Below are 13,554 nucleotides of genomic sequence, written 5' to 3'. Positions count from 1 at the left end.
CTCGTGCGCAGCCGGAGCCGGGGCAGCGGAACCCGAATCGGACGCAGCCGGAGCCACGGAGACCGGCTCCGACGCGGGCGCGGCAGAGACCGGCGACGCGGGAACCGGCTCGGACGCGACGGACGGGGCCGCGCCCGCGTCGAGCGCGGCAGAAGGCGCGGCGACGGCGTCAGGCGCAACCGCAGGAGCCGAAACCGGCGCGGGCACCGCCGGCTGCGCGGAGACCGGCGTCGCACCAGCGGGAGAAGCGCCCGCAGCGGGCGCAGGCGAAACCGGCCGAGCCGGCCCCGGCTTTCCCCGGGCAGCCGCCGCGGCCGCGGCCGCCGCCCGAGCCGCCGCGAGCCCGCCACCCGACCCGCCGGAGAGCGGCCCGTCCTCCACCGGCGCCGGCGAGGCACCCGGCACGGACGGGACCTGCAGGGGATCGAGTGGCGCCGGCGGGGCGTCCGCCAACCCCCGTACGCCGGAAATGGGTCCTTGTTTCTCCAGACGCTCCAGCCGCTGCAGCAGAGCGCCGGTCGAGTCGTCGGCGCCGGGCAGCAGCATCCGGGCGGTGATCAGCTCGAGCAGCAGGCGGGGCGCTGTCGTCCCGCGCATCTCGACCAAGCCGCTGTGCACGATGTCGGCGCAGCGGGACAGGGTCGCCGCGCCGAGCCGGACGGCCTGCCCGTGCATGGTCTCCAGCTGGTCGGCCGGGCCGTCGATCAGGCCCTTGGCGACCGCATCCGGCACCTGCTGCAGGACGATCAGGTCGCGCAGGCGCTCCAGCAGGTCGGACGCGAAACGGCGAGCGTCGTGGCCGGCCTCGGCGACCCGGTCGATGGTCTGGTAGGCGGCGGCGCCGTCACCGTTGGCGAGGGCATCGCACATCTCGTCGATCAGGGCCACGTCGGTGACGCCGAGCAGGGCGACCGCCCGCGCGTAGCTGACACCTTCCGGCCCGGCGCCGGCGATCAGCTGGTCGAGCACCGACAGCGTGTCCCGCGCGCTGCCGCCGCCGGCCCGGACCACCAGCGGGAACACCGCCGGATCGACGGTGACGCCCTCGGCCTCGGTGAGCTGCTGCAGGTAGGGCCGCAGCGTCGCGGGCGGGATCAGCCGGAAGGGGTAATGATGGGTCCGCGAGCGGATGGTGCCGAGCACCTTGTCGGGCTCGGTGGTGGCGAAGATGAACTTCACGTATTCCGGCGGCTCCTCGACGAGCTTGAGCAGCGCGTTGAAGCCGGCCGACGAGACCATGTGCGCCTCGTCGATAACGTAGATCTTGTAGCGACTGTTGGCCGGCGCGAAGAACGCCTTCTCCCGCAGCTCACGGGCGTCGTCGACACCACCGTGGCTGGCCGCGTCGATCTCGATCACGTCGATCGAGCCGGCGCCGTCGTTGGCCAGCGACTTGCAGGACCCACAGACGCCGCACGGCTCCGGGGTGGGGCCCTGCTCACAGTTGAGCGAGCGGGCCAGGATGCGCGCGCTGGACGTCTTGCCGCAGCCGCGTGGCCCGGAGAAGAGATAGGCGTGGTTGAGCCGGCCACTGCGCAACGCCTGCGACAGCGGCTCGGTCACGTGCTCTTGACCGATGACCTCGGCGAACGTGCGAGGACGGTACTTCCGGTAGAGGGCGAGAGCCACTCCTGCCACCTCCTGAACGACCGCGCCATTCTCCGTCGAGGGTGTGACAAGAACAAACGACATGCCCCGGAGAGTGCATGCCGGGAGGGAAACGAAAGGACCCCCCGTGCACCCGCCAGAGCCCGCTTATCCTTGCTGCCTTCCGGCCCTGGGGAGGTTCACAGGATGACGCCGCACGAGGGGCTGATCGACAGCCTACCCGGAGGGCGCCCGGACCGTCCGCCCACCCCTCCCGTGCGGAACCCCGCCGAGCCGTATGTATTCTGGCGCACGGAGGATTCGCCTAGAGGCCTAGGGCGCACGCTTGGAAAGCGTGTTGGGTTCACACCCTCACGAGTTCGAATCTCGTATCCTCCGCCAGCTTCACCAGCGGAAACATGCAAGGCCGGACCCAGCGGGTCCGGCCTTCTTGCTGTCCCCGTCTCAGTTCTGGTCTCATTCAGCGGAAGTCCGGGCCCCACGGGTCCGGACTTCAATGCCTTTCGTCCGTCTCACCCTCTCTAGCCCAGCACACCGTGGCCTCCTACCACCAGTAGCAACACTGGTGCCACCGACGGTAGGATGATGGCATGAAGATAAGCGTCAGCCTCCCCGATGAGGATGTCCGGTTTCTCGACGAACAGGGCACGAACCGTTCTGCGACCCTTCACGAGGCTGTCGCGCTTCTTCGCGACCGACAGCTCGCCGAGCAATACGCAGAGGCGTTCACCGAGTGGAACGGCTCAGCCGACGCAGACCTGTGGGACGCGACGACCAACGATGGCCTCCCCTCGTGAGATGGGGGGACATCGTGCGGGTCGATCTGAACCCTGCCACCCGAAGTGAGGCAAACAAGGTCAGGCCGGCGGTCATCGTCAGCAACGACGGCGCCAATCTCGCCGCGGAGCGATTCGGCCGCGGTGTCATCACCGTTGCGCCGATCACCTCGAACGTCAGAAAGCTCTATCCGTTCCAGGTGCTGATCGCCGCCGACCAGCTCGGGACCGGCCTCTCCAGCGAATCCAAGATCCAGGTCGAACAGGTCCGGGCTATCGACGTGACACGCATCAGCCGACGGCTCGGGCGGCTTCCCGCAGCTCTGCATGAGCCACTTCGTGACGCCCTGATCCTGCATTTGAACCTGCGAGGCGGCCGATCTTCGTAGGGTCACCAAGGTTGATGTCGGCTCAGCGGGTCAAGATCAAAGGCATTCGGCCGTACGCCGTGAGCACGCGCGCCGTGACTAGAGGGTGCCCCTGCGTGAGGCTGCTGCCGCCTCTCGTATGCTCCGGCGCGAAAACAGTGCAGGCGAGGGCCGGCCCCGATCGGGGCCGGCCCTCGTCGTCTCGGCGGTCGATGACGCCGCTGTCCGCTCGGCAAGCCGGCCGAAACCGGCGCGTGCCGGCGGAAACCGGCGCGTGCCGGCGCCACGTCAGAGTGGTCGGATGGTCTCCACGCCGGAGCGGGCCGGCGCGTACATGTCAGTGCAGACCGGCGTTCTCCGGGTCAGAGCTGGCCGGCCGCGATCGCGTCGTCCACCTCGGGGAAGATCGCGAAGTAGCGGGCCAGGCCGACGGCCTGCAGCAGGCCGGTCAGGAACGGGTTCGCGGCGGCGAAGCTGAGCCAGCCGCCTCTAGCCGCGATCACTTCTTTGCTGATGATGAACGTGCTCAAGCCGATCGAGTCGCAGAACTTCAGCTCGGTCAGGTCCACCACGATCCGCGGGACCGGACGGTCCAGCAGGCCGGTGAAGACGACGCGCAGCTCTTCGGCGGTGTCCGCGTCGAGCTCGCCCTTGAGGTGCAGCACGGCAACATCAGGCCGGTGCTCGGTGATGGTGGCGCGCATGGCAATCGCTTTCTACCCAAGTTCTACGGAATTTCAGGGTAGATTGCGCAGAATCGCGCACATCGGACTGAACGTGCGTCGCGGAGCGGCTTGACAGTCGGGCCGCAGCGCTACACACGAAGAATCTTGAGCGAACGGGTGGCCCGGCCCGGAAAGACGAACGGGCCGGACCCACGAGGGGTCCGGCCCATCTCAAAGGCTGGCCGAAACAGTCAAGCACCGACGGCGCAGCCCGGGCTCCTGGCGCGACTTACAGCTCGCGCCACCGCCAGCGTGGACCGCGCCACGCGTCGGCCAGGATCATCGCTGATGCCTTGCCGGGACACTGCTGCACCTTCGACTTACCCTCGGGTCCGCCCAGCTGGGCTTCGACCTCCCAGGTGCTGCCGTCGGTGCGGACGTAGACATCGCGGCGCTGGAGCCGGACGTCGCCATTCCACCAGTGATGCTCAACTCTCACGTGTCAAATCTACGACAGGCATCGACGAACCTGCCTTGGGGCGTTTCTGTGAATGTTTCTCACCGCCCGGTCGGAACCGCATTGTCTGATCCGGTGTATTTGGGTTGCGTGACTTGCGCAACACCCTATGTTGCTGGGCTGTCCATGATTCACTACGTAGCGTAATTCAACGCGTTGACGTGCGACGACATCTCGTTGTTACACAACAGCCTCTGATCATGCCCAACGGCCGAACGGACGAGGCGGACGCGGTACGCCCGGTCGATCCGGGATCAGGGCACACAGAGTGACGGATGTGACGGGAGAAAACAAGAGAGCCCGATCCGTGAGGATCGGGCTCTCCGATGGCGGTGGTGAAGGGATTTGAACCCTTGGAGGGCGTAAACCCTCACACGCTTTCGAGGCGTGCTCCTTAGGCCGCTCGGACACACCACCGGGAAGTACGTTACCGGACGCCCGAGCGTGCTCGTCGCCGGGTCACCCATAACCGCCCGCGACCACGCTGACCTGGCAAGATCGGCGAGAGCAATCGACGAGACGGAGACAATCACATGAGCGTTCACATCGGGGCCAAGCCGGGAGAGATCGCCGAGCGGGTGCTGCTGCCGGGTGACCCGATGCGGGCCAAGTGGATCGCGGAGACGTTCCTGGAGGACGCGGTCTGCTACACCGAGGTCCGCGGGATGCTCGGCTTCACCGGCACCTGGCAGGGGCAACGGGTCTCGGTGCAGGGCTCGGGCATGGGCATGCCGTCGGCGTCCATCTACACCCACGAGCTGATCAACGAGTACGGGGTGAAGTCGGTCATCCGCATCGGCTCCTGCGGCGCGCTGGCGATGGACCTGAACCTGGGTGACGTCGTGGCCGCCATCGGCTCGGCGACGGACTCGAACATGAACCGCGCCCGCTTCGACGGCCTGATCGACTACGCCCCGGTGGCGGACTTCGGCCTGCTCCGGACCGCGGTCGACGTCGCCGAGGCGCAGGGTGTGCCGATGCGGGTCGGCCCGATCCTGGCCGCTGACGCGTTCTACACCGACCGGCCGGACCTCTACGACACGCTGGCGCTCTACGGCGTGCTGGCGGTCGAGATGGAGTCCGCCGCGATCTACACCATCGCGTCCCGGTACGGCGCCAAGGCGCTGACGATCCTGACCGTGAGCGATCACATCAAGCGCGGTGAGGCGATGGAGTCGAGCCAGCGCGAGCAGGGCTTCAGCAACATGGTGAAGATCGGCCTCAACACGATCATCGCCTGACGGTCCGTCTTCCGGCTGGTGCTCACGGTCGTTATGAGGCACGAACAACGACCGTGAGCACCAGCCCGAAGAGCGAGGCGCGCCGCAACCCGGACCAGCCGGCAACGCCGCGCGCCGGACGCACGCCACAGCCCGGCACGACGCGCGGATGCCGCTCGCGCCGGGCACACGGGACGCGACTCGCGGAGAGCGGCCGCACGGGACGCGACTCCCGGCGCACGGTCGCACGGGACGCGGCTCGCGGCGGGCGGGCAGGCGCCGTACCGGGAAAGGGTCTAGCGGAAGAAGTCGCGCATGAGCTGGGCACACTCGGGTTCCAGGACACCACCGTAGACCTCGGGGCGGTGATTGAGCCGCGGGTCGCGCACGACGTCGAACAGGGAGCCGACCGCACCCGTCTTCGGCTCCCACGCGCCGAAGACCAGCGTCGCGATCCGGGCCAGCACCAGCGCTCCGGCGCACATCGTGCACGGTTCGAGCGTGACCACCAGGGTGCAGTCCTCGAGGCGCCACTCGCCGCGGACGGCGGCGGCCCGGCGCAGTGCCAGGATCTCGGCGTGCGCGGTCGGGTCGCCGGTGAGTTCGCGTTCGTTGCCGGCCGCGGACAGCTCGGCGCCGTCCGGGCCGAGAACGATCGCGCCGACCGGCACGTCGGACGGCGACGTGGACGCGACGGACAGGGCCCGCCGCATCCACAGCTCATGCCGCTCGCGACGGATCACGCCTCGCGCAGCTCTTCCATCTCGTCGCCGCACCCGATCTTCTGGCAGATCTCGGCGGTGATGTCGGAGGGCAGCATGCCCTCCATGCCGCAGAGTGCCAGCAGTCGCTGTGCGGGGACGCCCAGATCGTTCAGCAACTCGGCGTCACCGACCGGGTCGGCGTCCGGGTCGGCGACCGGCCGGTCCTCCTCCTCGTCCTCGTCGTCGCCCTCGGCGGGAGCGGCCAGGTCGTCGACCTCGACGGCCGGTGTCTCCACCTCGCCGAGCAGCACCGACCCGATCCGGGACTCCGCGGCGAACGCCGAGTCGGACCCGAAGACCCGCAGGTCCTCGCCCTCGTCCAGGCGCAGGATCGCGAGGTACTCGTCGTCACTCTCGGCGAACAGCAGCGCCAGCTCGGCATCCGGCTCGACATCCCGGAGCGCATCCACCACCTCGTCGATGTCGGCCAGGCCAGAAAGGTCCAGCTCCGACGCAGTCCACCCGTTCTTGCCCCGGGCGACAGCGGCAGCGAAAATCGACACGATTCCCCCAACGCGGTTCTAATCCTCAGCGCCTGACGGTAGCTGGTGGGGCGGCGGGCGCGACGCGCCACGCCCTTTGACGCGACGAGATCAGTTCGTGGCGCGGCGGCGGGTCGCGATGAGCTCGCGCAACCGCATGCCACGCACCCGTTGCGGCGGCGCCGACTCACGGACCGATCTGGCGTGGGCCAGGGCCGCCAGCAGTTCCAGACGGCGACGGCAGCGATCCTCGTCGAGGCGCTGCGATGCGGGTGCCATGCTGCCGAGATTGCCGATCGGAACCGGCCTTCGTCAAGGGTCGTCGCGCACTTCGCGGACACCCGTGCGGAGGGCGATCAAGACCCTCCGGAGCGTTGTTGATCACCAGAGCGGGAAGTCCAGCGTGTCGATCCACCGCAGGGCCACGAACGCGACGGTGACGGAGAGCCCGACACCGCTCGCGCAGGCCACGCCGAGTGCCACGCCACGGTCCCCGACCTGGGTGAGGATCAGGGCGACCAGCCAGGCGCTGACCGCGGCGCCGATGGACCACCACGCATAGGACGCCAGGTCACGCCCGAGACTGCCGAAGAGCGCCATCCACACCGCGCCGGTGGCGAGCCCGCTGAGCACCGGGCCGGCGCCGATCGGGTGCGGCTCGCGGTAGACCGGGCGCGGCGGAAGCCCCGCGTACCCCCCTGGTGGCGGCTGAGGCTGCATGGAACCAGACTATCCGGGACGACCGGAATCGCGGATGTCTGCCAGGATGGCGCGGTGCGCGTACCCAGAATTCTCTCCGGTCTGACAATCGCGGCCGTGGTCCTGAGCGGTTACGGCATCGCCGCCGCGTCCGGGCCAGGCCTGCAGCCGGTTGCCGCCGTCACCACCGCCGCGGCGCCGGCGAAGGTAAAGGCAGCCGCGCCGGCCAAGGTCAAGGCCGCCGCGGCGAAGAAGTATGCCTTCCCTGTCGCCGCCAAGAAGGCGTCCTGGCACAACACCCACTCGGGTTACCCGGCCACCGACATCTTCGCGGCGTGCGGCTCCAAGTTCGTGGCCACGACCAGCGGCGTGGTCCTGGAGATCAGCCTCAAGGACAAGTTCAAGAAGGGGATGAAGGACGGGCCGTACAACGGTGGCCTGTTCGTCTCGATCCTCGGCGACGACGGGGTGCGCTACTACGGCTCGCACCTGCAGTCGGTGACCACCGGCATCAAGAAGGGCGTCCGCGTCAAGACCGGCCAGCTCCTCGGCAAGGTCGGCCACACCGGCAACGCCAGCGGCGTCTGCCACCTGCACTACGGCATCTCGCCGCCGTGCGCCAAGGCCGGCGACTGGAAGGTCCGCCGCGGCGTGGTCTGGCCCTACACGTTCCTCGCGTCATGGCGCAAGGGCGGCCAGAAGAACCCGGGCTCGGCCATGCGCGCCTGGCGCAACAAGCACCACTGCAAGGCCTGATTCAAGATCTTCATTGCCCATCTCCGCCGGGGTACGGACCGTCGCTCCCGCGGGGACCCTTCCGGCCCGAGCAGGGCGCTGGCGCGCCCTTGACGCTCAGCCCGCAAGGGCGATGTCCGTGGGTGGGCACAGGTCAGAACAGAAAAGCGAGACGATTCCGGGGCCCGTGCCGACGCGCGGGTCCCGCCGTCTATAACGATGACGTGCGGATTGCGGTCATCGGACTGGGACTGATCGGCGGCTCGTTGCTGCGCGCCCTGGCGGCGGCGGGCCACGAAGTGACCGGCTTCGACGCCGACCCCGCGACCCGCGAGCTGGCTCAGGACGCGGGTCACCGGGTGTTCGACTCCGCCGCGGGCGCGATGGCCGGGACCGAGGTGACGGTCCTGGCAGTGCCGTTGCCGTACCTGCCGGGCCTGATCGCCGACCTGGCCGGATATGACGGCGTGCTCACCGACGTCACCTCGGTGAAGGGCCCGGTGCGAGCGCTCGCGCAGAGCAACGGGGTCCGCCGGTTCGTCGGCGGGCATCCGATGGCGGGCACCGAGCAGTCCGGGTTCGCCGCCTCCGACCCGGAGCTGTTCGACGGCCGCGTGTGGGTGCTCTGCCTGGAGGAGGAGACGGGTCTCGCCGATTGGCTGACCCTGGCCGGGCTCTGCACCACCCTGGGCGCCCGGGTCGTTCCGGCGACCGCGGCCGAGCACGACGACGCGGTCGCGGCGGTCAGCCACGTCCCGCACCTGGTGGCCATCGCCCTGACCCGGCTGCTCGACGGCAATCCGCTGGCCGCGTCTCTGGCCGCGGGCTCGTTCCGGGACGGCACCCGGGTGGCCGCGACCCGCGCCGAGCTGATCGCGGCGATGTGCGGCGGAAACGCGGAGGCGGTCAGCCGGGTCCTGCGCCGGGTGTCGGCCGACCTGGACGAGATGACCTGGACGCTGTCCGGCGAGAATCCGGTGGGCGCCCTGCTGCCGACCCTGTATCCCGCCGTCGAGCTGCGGCAGGCCTGGCCGCCCGCGCCCGGTGCCGCCGGCCGGATGACAGCCGGCGCGGGGGCGCTGCTGACGCTCGGAAGGTCCGGCGGATGGGTGACCGCGGTCGACGGCGACCAACTGTCGACAATGCGGCCGGAAACTGACCGCATTGACGCCTAGCGTGGTTCTCGACGAAGAGACACGACGTGAAGGAGTCGGCATGCCCGGTCAGGTGGGACCCATCAGCAACGAGCAGGAGGGTCTGCTCGGTTACCTCGCCCAGATGCGCTACGTGATCAAGCTGACCGCGCACGGCCTCACCCCGGAGCAGCTCCGGGCGGCACCGAGCGCCAGCCCGCTCAGCGTCGGCGGGCTGATCAAGCACTGCGCGTCCACCGAGGAGAACTGGATCGGTCAGATCCGTGGCGCCGAACAGAAGCCGGATTTCGCGGCGTACCAGGAGAACTTCCAGTTCGCCGAGGGTGAGACGGCCGAGGAGTTGTTCGCGCGTTACGACCGGGCGGCCGCGGTGACCGAGAAGACGGTCGCCGAGTTCGGCCTGGACCACCGGGTCCCGGTCGACCACTCGGTCCCGTGGAACCGGCCCGACCTCGACCACTTCACGACGCGCTGGATCCTGCTGCACCTGATCCAGGAGACCGCGCGGCACGCCGGCCACGCCGACATCATCCGCGAGTCGATCGACGGCGCCACGGCGTACCCGCTGATGGCGGCCGCCGAGGGCTGGCCCGAGACGCCGTGGCTCAAGCCCTGGACGAAGGAGAGCTGAGGCTCTGGACGAGCGAGCCGAGTCCCTGGGCCAAGGCGGGCCGAGGCCCCGGACCGAGGAGGGTCAAGGCCTCTCGCCCCGGTCCAGCCGGATCACCCGGCGGTCCGTGACGATCGCGGTGACCAGGTCGTGCGGGGTCACGTCGAAGGCCGGGTTGGCCGCGTCGCCCCACGCGGTCACCTCGGCGGCGCCACGGTCCTCGATCTCCACGTGCGCGCCGGTCGGCGTCGCCACATCCACGGTGGACTCCGGCGCCACGACGACGAACGGGAGGCCGGCCCGACGGGCGCCGAGCGCATGCGCGTACGTGCCGATCTTGTTGATCACGTCACCGTTCGCGCAGATCCGGTCGGCGCCCAGGATCACCGCGTCGACCTCGCCGCGGGCCATCAGGAACGGGCCGGCCGAGTCCACCGCGACCCGGTGCTCGATGCCCCACTGGGTCAGCTCCCACGAGGTCAGGCGCGCGCCCTGCAGCAGCGGACGGGTCTCGGAGGCGATCACTGCGCCGAGCGTCCCCCGCCGGTGCAGCTCGCCGACCACACCGAGCGCGGTGCCGACGGTCACCGCGGCCAGCCCGCCGGTGTTGCAGTGCGTGAGCAGCCGTGGCCGGTCCCCGCGCAGCTCGACGACGAGGTCGGCGCCGCGCGACGCCATCGCCAGGGAGGCGGCGATCTCCTCGTCCCGGATGGCGCACGCCTCGGCGAGCACCGCGTCCGGGCCGAGCGGCAGCAGGTGCGCGGCCCGTTGCGCGCCGCGGGCCAGGTTCACCGCCGTGGGCCGCGCCGTCTCGATCTTGCGGACCGCGTTGCCGAGCGCCACGGGGTCGTCCCCGTGCACCCGGGCGGCCAGCGCGACGCCGAACGCCCCGGCCACGCCCAGCGCAGGAGCGCCGCGCACGGCCAGCGACTGAATCGCCGCGACCAGCTCGCCGACGGTGTGCAGCCGGAGCACCCGCAGCTCACCGGGGAGCACCGTCTGATCGATGATCTCGACAGCGCCGTCCACCCAGTCGATCGTCCGCATGCGAACGAGACTACCGAGCGCGTGCCGTCGCAGGGACGCGGCGACGCGACCCGTGATCAGCCGCTCACGTCGTACCCCAGCCGGATCCTGATCTGATCGGCGAGCGGGCCCTACTCTGGGGCGTATGGCATCTCGTGACCCGGTGGCCGACCTGCGGCGCATCGCGTTTCTGCTGGAGCGGGCGAACGAGGCGACCTACCGGGTGAAGGCCTTCCGGTCGGCGGCCGCCACGGTGTCCCGGACGCCGCGGGACGAGCTGGCCGAGCGAGCCACCGCCGGCACGCTGGCGAAGCTGCCCGGGGTCGGCGACGTGACCGCGCGCTGCGTGACCGAGTCGCTGGCCGGTGAGGAGCCGGTCTACCTGCGGCGGCTGCTCAGCACCGAGGGTGCCGACCTGCCGGCCGAGGCCGCCGCGCTGCGCGAGGCGCTCCGCGGTGACCTGCACGTTCATTCGGACTGGTCGGACGGCGGCTCCCCGATCGAGGAGATGGCGCTGGCCGCGGCCGACGTCGGTCACGAGTACTTCGTGCTCACCGACCATTCGCCGCGGCTCACCGTGGCGCACGGCCTGACCGCCGACCGGCTGCGCCGCCAGCTCGACCACGTGGCGAGGCTGAACGAGCAGCTCCCGGACGGGTTCCGGATCCTCACCGGCATCGAGGTGGACATCCTGGAGGACGGCTCGCTGGACCAGGAGGACGAGCTGCTGGCCCGGCTGGACGTCGTGGTCGGCTCGGTGCACAGCAAGCTGCGTGACGACTCGGCGAGGATGACCCGCCGGATGCTGGCCGCGATCGCGAACCCGCACCTGGACGTGCTCGGTCACATGACCGGGCGCAAGGTGGCCGCCCAGGGCGCCGGCGACGCCGCGCACCGGACCGCGCGGACCCGCCCGCCGAGCACGTTCGACCTGGAGTCGGTGCTGGCCGCGTGCGTCGAGCACGACAAGGCCGTGGAGATCAACTCGCGGCCGGACAGGCTGGACCCGCCGAAGCGGATGCTGACCGTGGCGATCGAGGCGGGCTGCCGGTTCAGCATCGACACCGACGCGCACGCCCCGGGTCAGCTGGACTGGCTCGGCAACGGCTGCGAGCGGGCGGCGCTGTGCGGGGTGCCCGCCGATCGGGTGGTGAACACGTGGACGGCGGATCGCCTGCTGGAGTGGACCGCCTCGCACGCCTGAAAAGACATGCCTGCGCGACTTATGGATCCCATAGAGTCGGGCGGTGGGACAAATTGACGAACTCGCCAACCGATACGTCGATGAATGGGCCGAGCTGAACCCGACCGGTGCCACCTCGGCCGGCATCTCCGGCTACGACGACAAGACCGACGACCTCTCCCCGGAGGGCTTCGCGGCCCAGGCGGAACTGGTACGCCGTACCGTCAACGAACTTGATGTGACCGAGCCGGAGCACGAGTCGGAGCAGGTCGCCAAGGAAGCCATGATGGAACGGCTCGGCCTGGAGCTGGCCCGGCTCGACTCCGGATTCACCGCGACCGAGGTCAACGTGATCTCCAGCGGTCTGCACGGGCTGCGCATGGCGCTGGACCTGATGCCGACCGAGGGCGAGCAGGCGGTGGCGAACATCGCCGCCCGGCTCGCCGCGTTCCCGGTCGCGCTCACGCAGTACCGGCGGACGTTGCTGGAGGGCGCGGACAAGGGCCTGGTCAGCGCGAAAGCCCAGCTCGCGGCGGTCGCCGACCAGTGCGACGCGTGGACCGACCCGGCGCGGGACAACTTCTTCCACGGGCTGGCCGGTCGCCTGGACACCTCCGGCGCGCTCGCCGCCGACCTGCAGCGGGCGGCCGGGACGGCGACCGCCGCGACCGCCGAGTTCGGCCGGTTCCTGCGCGAGGAGCTGGCCCCGCGCGGGCGGGAGAAGGAGGCGGCCGGGCCGGAGCGGTACGCCTTGGCCTCGCAGTACTTCCTCGGCGCCAGGGTGGACCTGCTGGAGACGTACCTCTGGGGCTTCGAGGAATTGCATCGGCTGGAGCGCGAGATGCTCGTCGTCTCGGCGCTGATCGCCGGCCCCGGCGCCACCGTCGATCAGGCCGTCGCCACGCTGGACGCCGACCCGGCCCGCAACATCGTCGGCAAGGAGCGTTTCCGGGACTGGATGCAGGCGCTCTCCGACCGGGCGATCAGTGAGCTCGACGGCACGCACTTCGACATCGAGCCGCCCGCGCAGAAGCTGGAGTGCTGTCTCACTCCGACCAGCGACGGCGGCATCTACTACACCGGCCCGAGCGAGGACTTCTCCCGTCCCGGGCGGATGTGGTGGGCCGTGCCGGAGGGGCAGGAGACATTCTCCACCTGGCGCGAGGTGACCACCGTCTACCACGAGGGGGTGCCCGGCCATCATCTGCAGGTCAGCCAGACCCTGCTGCGCGCCGACTCGCTGAACCGCTGGCGCCGGCTGCTTGCCTGGTGCTCCGGGCACGGCGAGGGCTGGGCGCTCTACGCCGAGCGGCTGATGGACGAGCTCGGCTACCTCACCGACCCGGGCGATCGGCTGGGCATGCTGGACGCGCAGGCGCTGCGGGCGTCGCGGGTGATCGTCGACATCGGCATGCACCTGGAGCTGGAGATCCCGCGGGACAACCCGTTCGGCTTCCATCCGGGCGCGCACTGGACACCGGAGCTGGGCTGGGAGTTCCTGCGTGGGCACACCCGGGTGGACGAGGAGGTGCTGCGCTTCGAGTGGAAGCGTTACCTGGGATGGCCGGGGCAGGCGCCGTCGTACAAGGTCGGCGAGCGGATCTGGCTGCAGGCCCGGGACGACGCGAAGCAGCGCAAAGGCAGTGATTTCGACCTCAAGGCCTTCCATCGGGACGCCCTGAACCTCGGCGCGCTCGGCCTTGACCCACTGAGGAAGGCACTGGACAGGATTTGAGTCGTTAGGGCC

At 70.1% G+C, this 13,554-nt stretch carries 16 protein-coding genes, 2 tRNA genes and 1 other RNA gene; 9 read left to right on the top strand and 10 right to left on the bottom strand.

Going from position 1 to position 13,554, the window contains the following annotated elements:
- Both Acy02nite_RS38920 and ffs read right to left on the bottom strand, forming a co-directional pair.
- Positions 1-1,629 (bottom strand): DNA polymerase III subunit gamma and tau (locus Acy02nite_RS38920; protein WP_203753134.1); only part of this gene is annotated, 1,629 nt, incomplete at its 3' end.
- 92 nt (positions 1,630-1,721) lie between these two features.
- An RNA gene (gene ffs, locus Acy02nite_RS38915) (signal recognition particle sRNA small type) lies at positions 1,722-1,817 on the bottom strand.
- An 84-nt stretch (positions 1,818-1,901) separates the two neighbouring features.
- Here ffs and Acy02nite_RS38910 point away from each other — a divergent pair.
- The 3 genes from Acy02nite_RS38910 to Acy02nite_RS38900 all read left to right on the top strand — a co-directional run bounded on the left by Acy02nite_RS38910 (position 1,902) and on the right by Acy02nite_RS38900 (position 2,773).
- Positions 1,902-1,989, top strand: a tRNA-Ser gene (locus Acy02nite_RS38910).
- A gap of 209 nt (positions 1,990-2,198) precedes the next feature.
- Positions 2,199-2,405 (top strand): DUF8778 family protein, encoded by a 207-nt coding sequence (locus Acy02nite_RS38905; protein ID WP_203753128.1) that lies wholly within the window; start codon positions 2,199-2,201, stop codon positions 2,403-2,405.
- Between the two features lie 14 nt (positions 2,406-2,419).
- Positions 2,420-2,773 carry a type II toxin-antitoxin system PemK/MazF family toxin gene (locus Acy02nite_RS38900; protein ID WP_239175609.1) on the top strand — a complete coding sequence of 118 codons (354 nt, stop codon included), beginning with the start codon at positions 2,420-2,422 and terminating at the stop codon, positions 2,771-2,773.
- 341 nt (positions 2,774-3,114) lie between these two features.
- On the opposite strand, the gene Acy02nite_RS38895 is transcribed toward Acy02nite_RS38900, so the two are convergent.
- From Acy02nite_RS38895 to Acy02nite_RS38885, 3 genes are all read right to left on the bottom strand, one after another.
- Positions 3,115-3,456, bottom strand: a complete 342-nt coding sequence (locus tag Acy02nite_RS38895; protein WP_203753123.1) for an STAS domain-containing protein — start codon at positions 3,454-3,456, stop codon at positions 3,115-3,117.
- 250 nt (positions 3,457-3,706) lie between these two features.
- Positions 3,707-3,916 carry a hypothetical protein gene (locus Acy02nite_RS38890; protein WP_203753120.1) on the bottom strand — a complete coding sequence of 70 codons (210 nt, stop codon included), beginning with the start codon at positions 3,914-3,916 and terminating at the stop codon, positions 3,707-3,709.
- A 345-nt stretch (positions 3,917-4,261) separates the two neighbouring features.
- A tRNA-Ser gene (locus Acy02nite_RS38885) sits at positions 4,262-4,351 on the bottom strand.
- A gap of 116 nt (positions 4,352-4,467) precedes the next feature.
- On the opposite strand from Acy02nite_RS38885, the gene deoD reads away from it, so the two are divergent.
- Positions 4,468-5,175: a purine-nucleoside phosphorylase gene (gene deoD / locus Acy02nite_RS38880; RefSeq protein WP_203753117.1), complete on the top strand. Its 708-nt coding sequence runs from the start codon at positions 4,468-4,470 to the stop codon at positions 5,173-5,175.
- Between the two features lie 275 nt (positions 5,176-5,450).
- Here the strand turns inward: deoD and tadA are convergent, their stop codons facing one another.
- The 4 genes from tadA to Acy02nite_RS38860 all read right to left on the bottom strand — a co-directional run bounded on the left by tadA (position 5,451) and on the right by Acy02nite_RS38860 (position 7,120).
- The gene (gene tadA, locus Acy02nite_RS38875; RefSeq protein WP_203753114.1) at positions 5,451-5,897 is read right to left on the bottom strand and encodes a tRNA adenosine(34) deaminase TadA; all 447 of its coding nucleotides are present in this window, start codon (positions 5,895-5,897) and stop codon (positions 5,451-5,453) included.
- Positions 5,894-6,421, bottom strand: coding sequence for a tRNA adenosine deaminase-associated protein (locus Acy02nite_RS38870; protein ID WP_203753111.1), 528 nt, complete (start codon positions 6,419-6,421; stop codon positions 5,894-5,896). Before Acy02nite_RS38870 ends, tadA begins: the two co-directional genes overlap by 4 nt.
- A gap of 90 nt (positions 6,422-6,511) precedes the next feature.
- Positions 6,512-6,679, bottom strand: a complete 168-nt coding sequence (locus Acy02nite_RS38865) for a hypothetical protein (protein WP_203753108.1) — start codon at positions 6,677-6,679, stop codon at positions 6,512-6,514.
- Between the two features lie 102 nt (positions 6,680-6,781).
- Positions 6,782-7,120, bottom strand: a complete 339-nt coding sequence (locus Acy02nite_RS38860) for a hypothetical protein (RefSeq protein ID WP_203753106.1) — start codon at positions 7,118-7,120, stop codon at positions 6,782-6,784.
- A 54-nt stretch (positions 7,121-7,174) separates the two neighbouring features.
- Here Acy02nite_RS38860 and Acy02nite_RS38855 point away from each other — a divergent pair, with 54 nt between their 5' ends.
- From Acy02nite_RS38855 to Acy02nite_RS38845, 3 genes are all read left to right on the top strand, one after another.
- Complete coding sequence (locus Acy02nite_RS38855) at positions 7,175-7,855, top strand: M23 family metallopeptidase (protein WP_203753104.1); 681 nt, start codon at positions 7,175-7,177, stop codon at positions 7,853-7,855.
- Positions 7,856-8,058: 203 nt separating this feature from the next.
- Positions 8,059-9,009 (top strand): prephenate dehydrogenase, encoded by a 951-nt coding sequence (locus Acy02nite_RS38850; RefSeq protein WP_203753102.1) that lies wholly within the window; start codon positions 8,059-8,061, stop codon positions 9,007-9,009.
- A gap of 40 nt (positions 9,010-9,049) precedes the next feature.
- A complete protein-coding gene (locus Acy02nite_RS38845) occupies positions 9,050-9,619 on the top strand; it encodes a DinB family protein (protein WP_203753100.1) in 570 nt (189 codons plus the stop codon).
- 63 nt (positions 9,620-9,682) lie between these two features.
- Here Acy02nite_RS38845 and mtnA read toward each other — a convergent pair whose 3' ends face one another.
- A complete protein-coding gene (mtnA, locus tag Acy02nite_RS38840) occupies positions 9,683-10,645 on the bottom strand; it encodes an S-methyl-5-thioribose-1-phosphate isomerase (RefSeq protein ID WP_203753098.1) in 963 nt (320 codons plus the stop codon).
- 124 nt (positions 10,646-10,769) lie between these two features.
- On the opposite strand from mtnA, the gene Acy02nite_RS38835 reads away from it, so the two are divergent.
- Both Acy02nite_RS38835 and Acy02nite_RS38830 read left to right on the top strand, forming a co-directional pair.
- Positions 10,770-11,828, top strand: a complete 1,059-nt coding sequence (locus Acy02nite_RS38835; protein WP_203753096.1) for a PHP domain-containing protein — start codon at positions 10,770-10,772, stop codon at positions 11,826-11,828.
- Between the two features lie 43 nt (positions 11,829-11,871).
- Entirely contained in the window at positions 11,872-13,542 is a 1,671-nt protein-coding gene (locus tag Acy02nite_RS38830; RefSeq protein ID WP_203753094.1) for a DUF885 domain-containing protein, read from the top strand.
- Positions 13,543-13,554: the final 12 nt, after the last annotated feature.

It is taken from the genome of Actinoplanes cyaneus, from assembly GCF_016862095.1.
In the GTDB taxonomy this organism is placed as follows: Bacteria; Actinomycetota; Actinomycetes; order Mycobacteriales; family Micromonosporaceae; genus Actinoplanes; species Actinoplanes cyaneus.
The sequence above is the reverse complement of the archived record's forward strand: the minus strand, read 5'-3'. Positions and strand labels throughout refer to the sequence as shown.

Coding starts and splice junctions, on each gene's coding strand:
- deoD (WP_203753117.1), top strand. CDS start 4,468: ATGAGCGTTCACATCGGGGCCAAGCCGGGAGAGATCGCCGAGCGGGTG.
- Acy02nite_RS38845 (WP_203753100.1), top strand. CDS start 9,050: ATGCCCGGTCAGGTGGGACCCATCAGCAACGAGCAGGAGGGTCTGCTC.
- Acy02nite_RS38895 (WP_203753123.1), bottom strand. CDS start 3,456: ATGCGCGCCACCATCACCGAGCACCGGCCTGATGTTGCCGTGCTGCAC.
- Acy02nite_RS38835 (WP_203753096.1), top strand. CDS start 10,770: ATGGCATCTCGTGACCCGGTGGCCGACCTGCGGCGCATCGCGTTTCTG.
- Acy02nite_RS38905 (WP_203753128.1), top strand. CDS start 2,199: ATGAAGATAAGCGTCAGCCTCCCCGATGAGGATGTCCGGTTTCTCGAC.
- Acy02nite_RS38865 (WP_203753108.1), bottom strand. CDS start 6,679: ATGGCACCCGCATCGCAGCGCCTCGACGAGGATCGCTGCCGTCGCCGT.
- Acy02nite_RS38860 (WP_203753106.1), bottom strand. CDS start 7,120: ATGCAGCCTCAGCCGCCACCAGGGGGGTACGCGGGGCTTCCGCCGCGC.
- mtnA (WP_203753098.1), bottom strand. CDS start 10,645: ATGCGGACGATCGACTGGGTGGACGGCGCTGTCGAGATCATCGATCAG.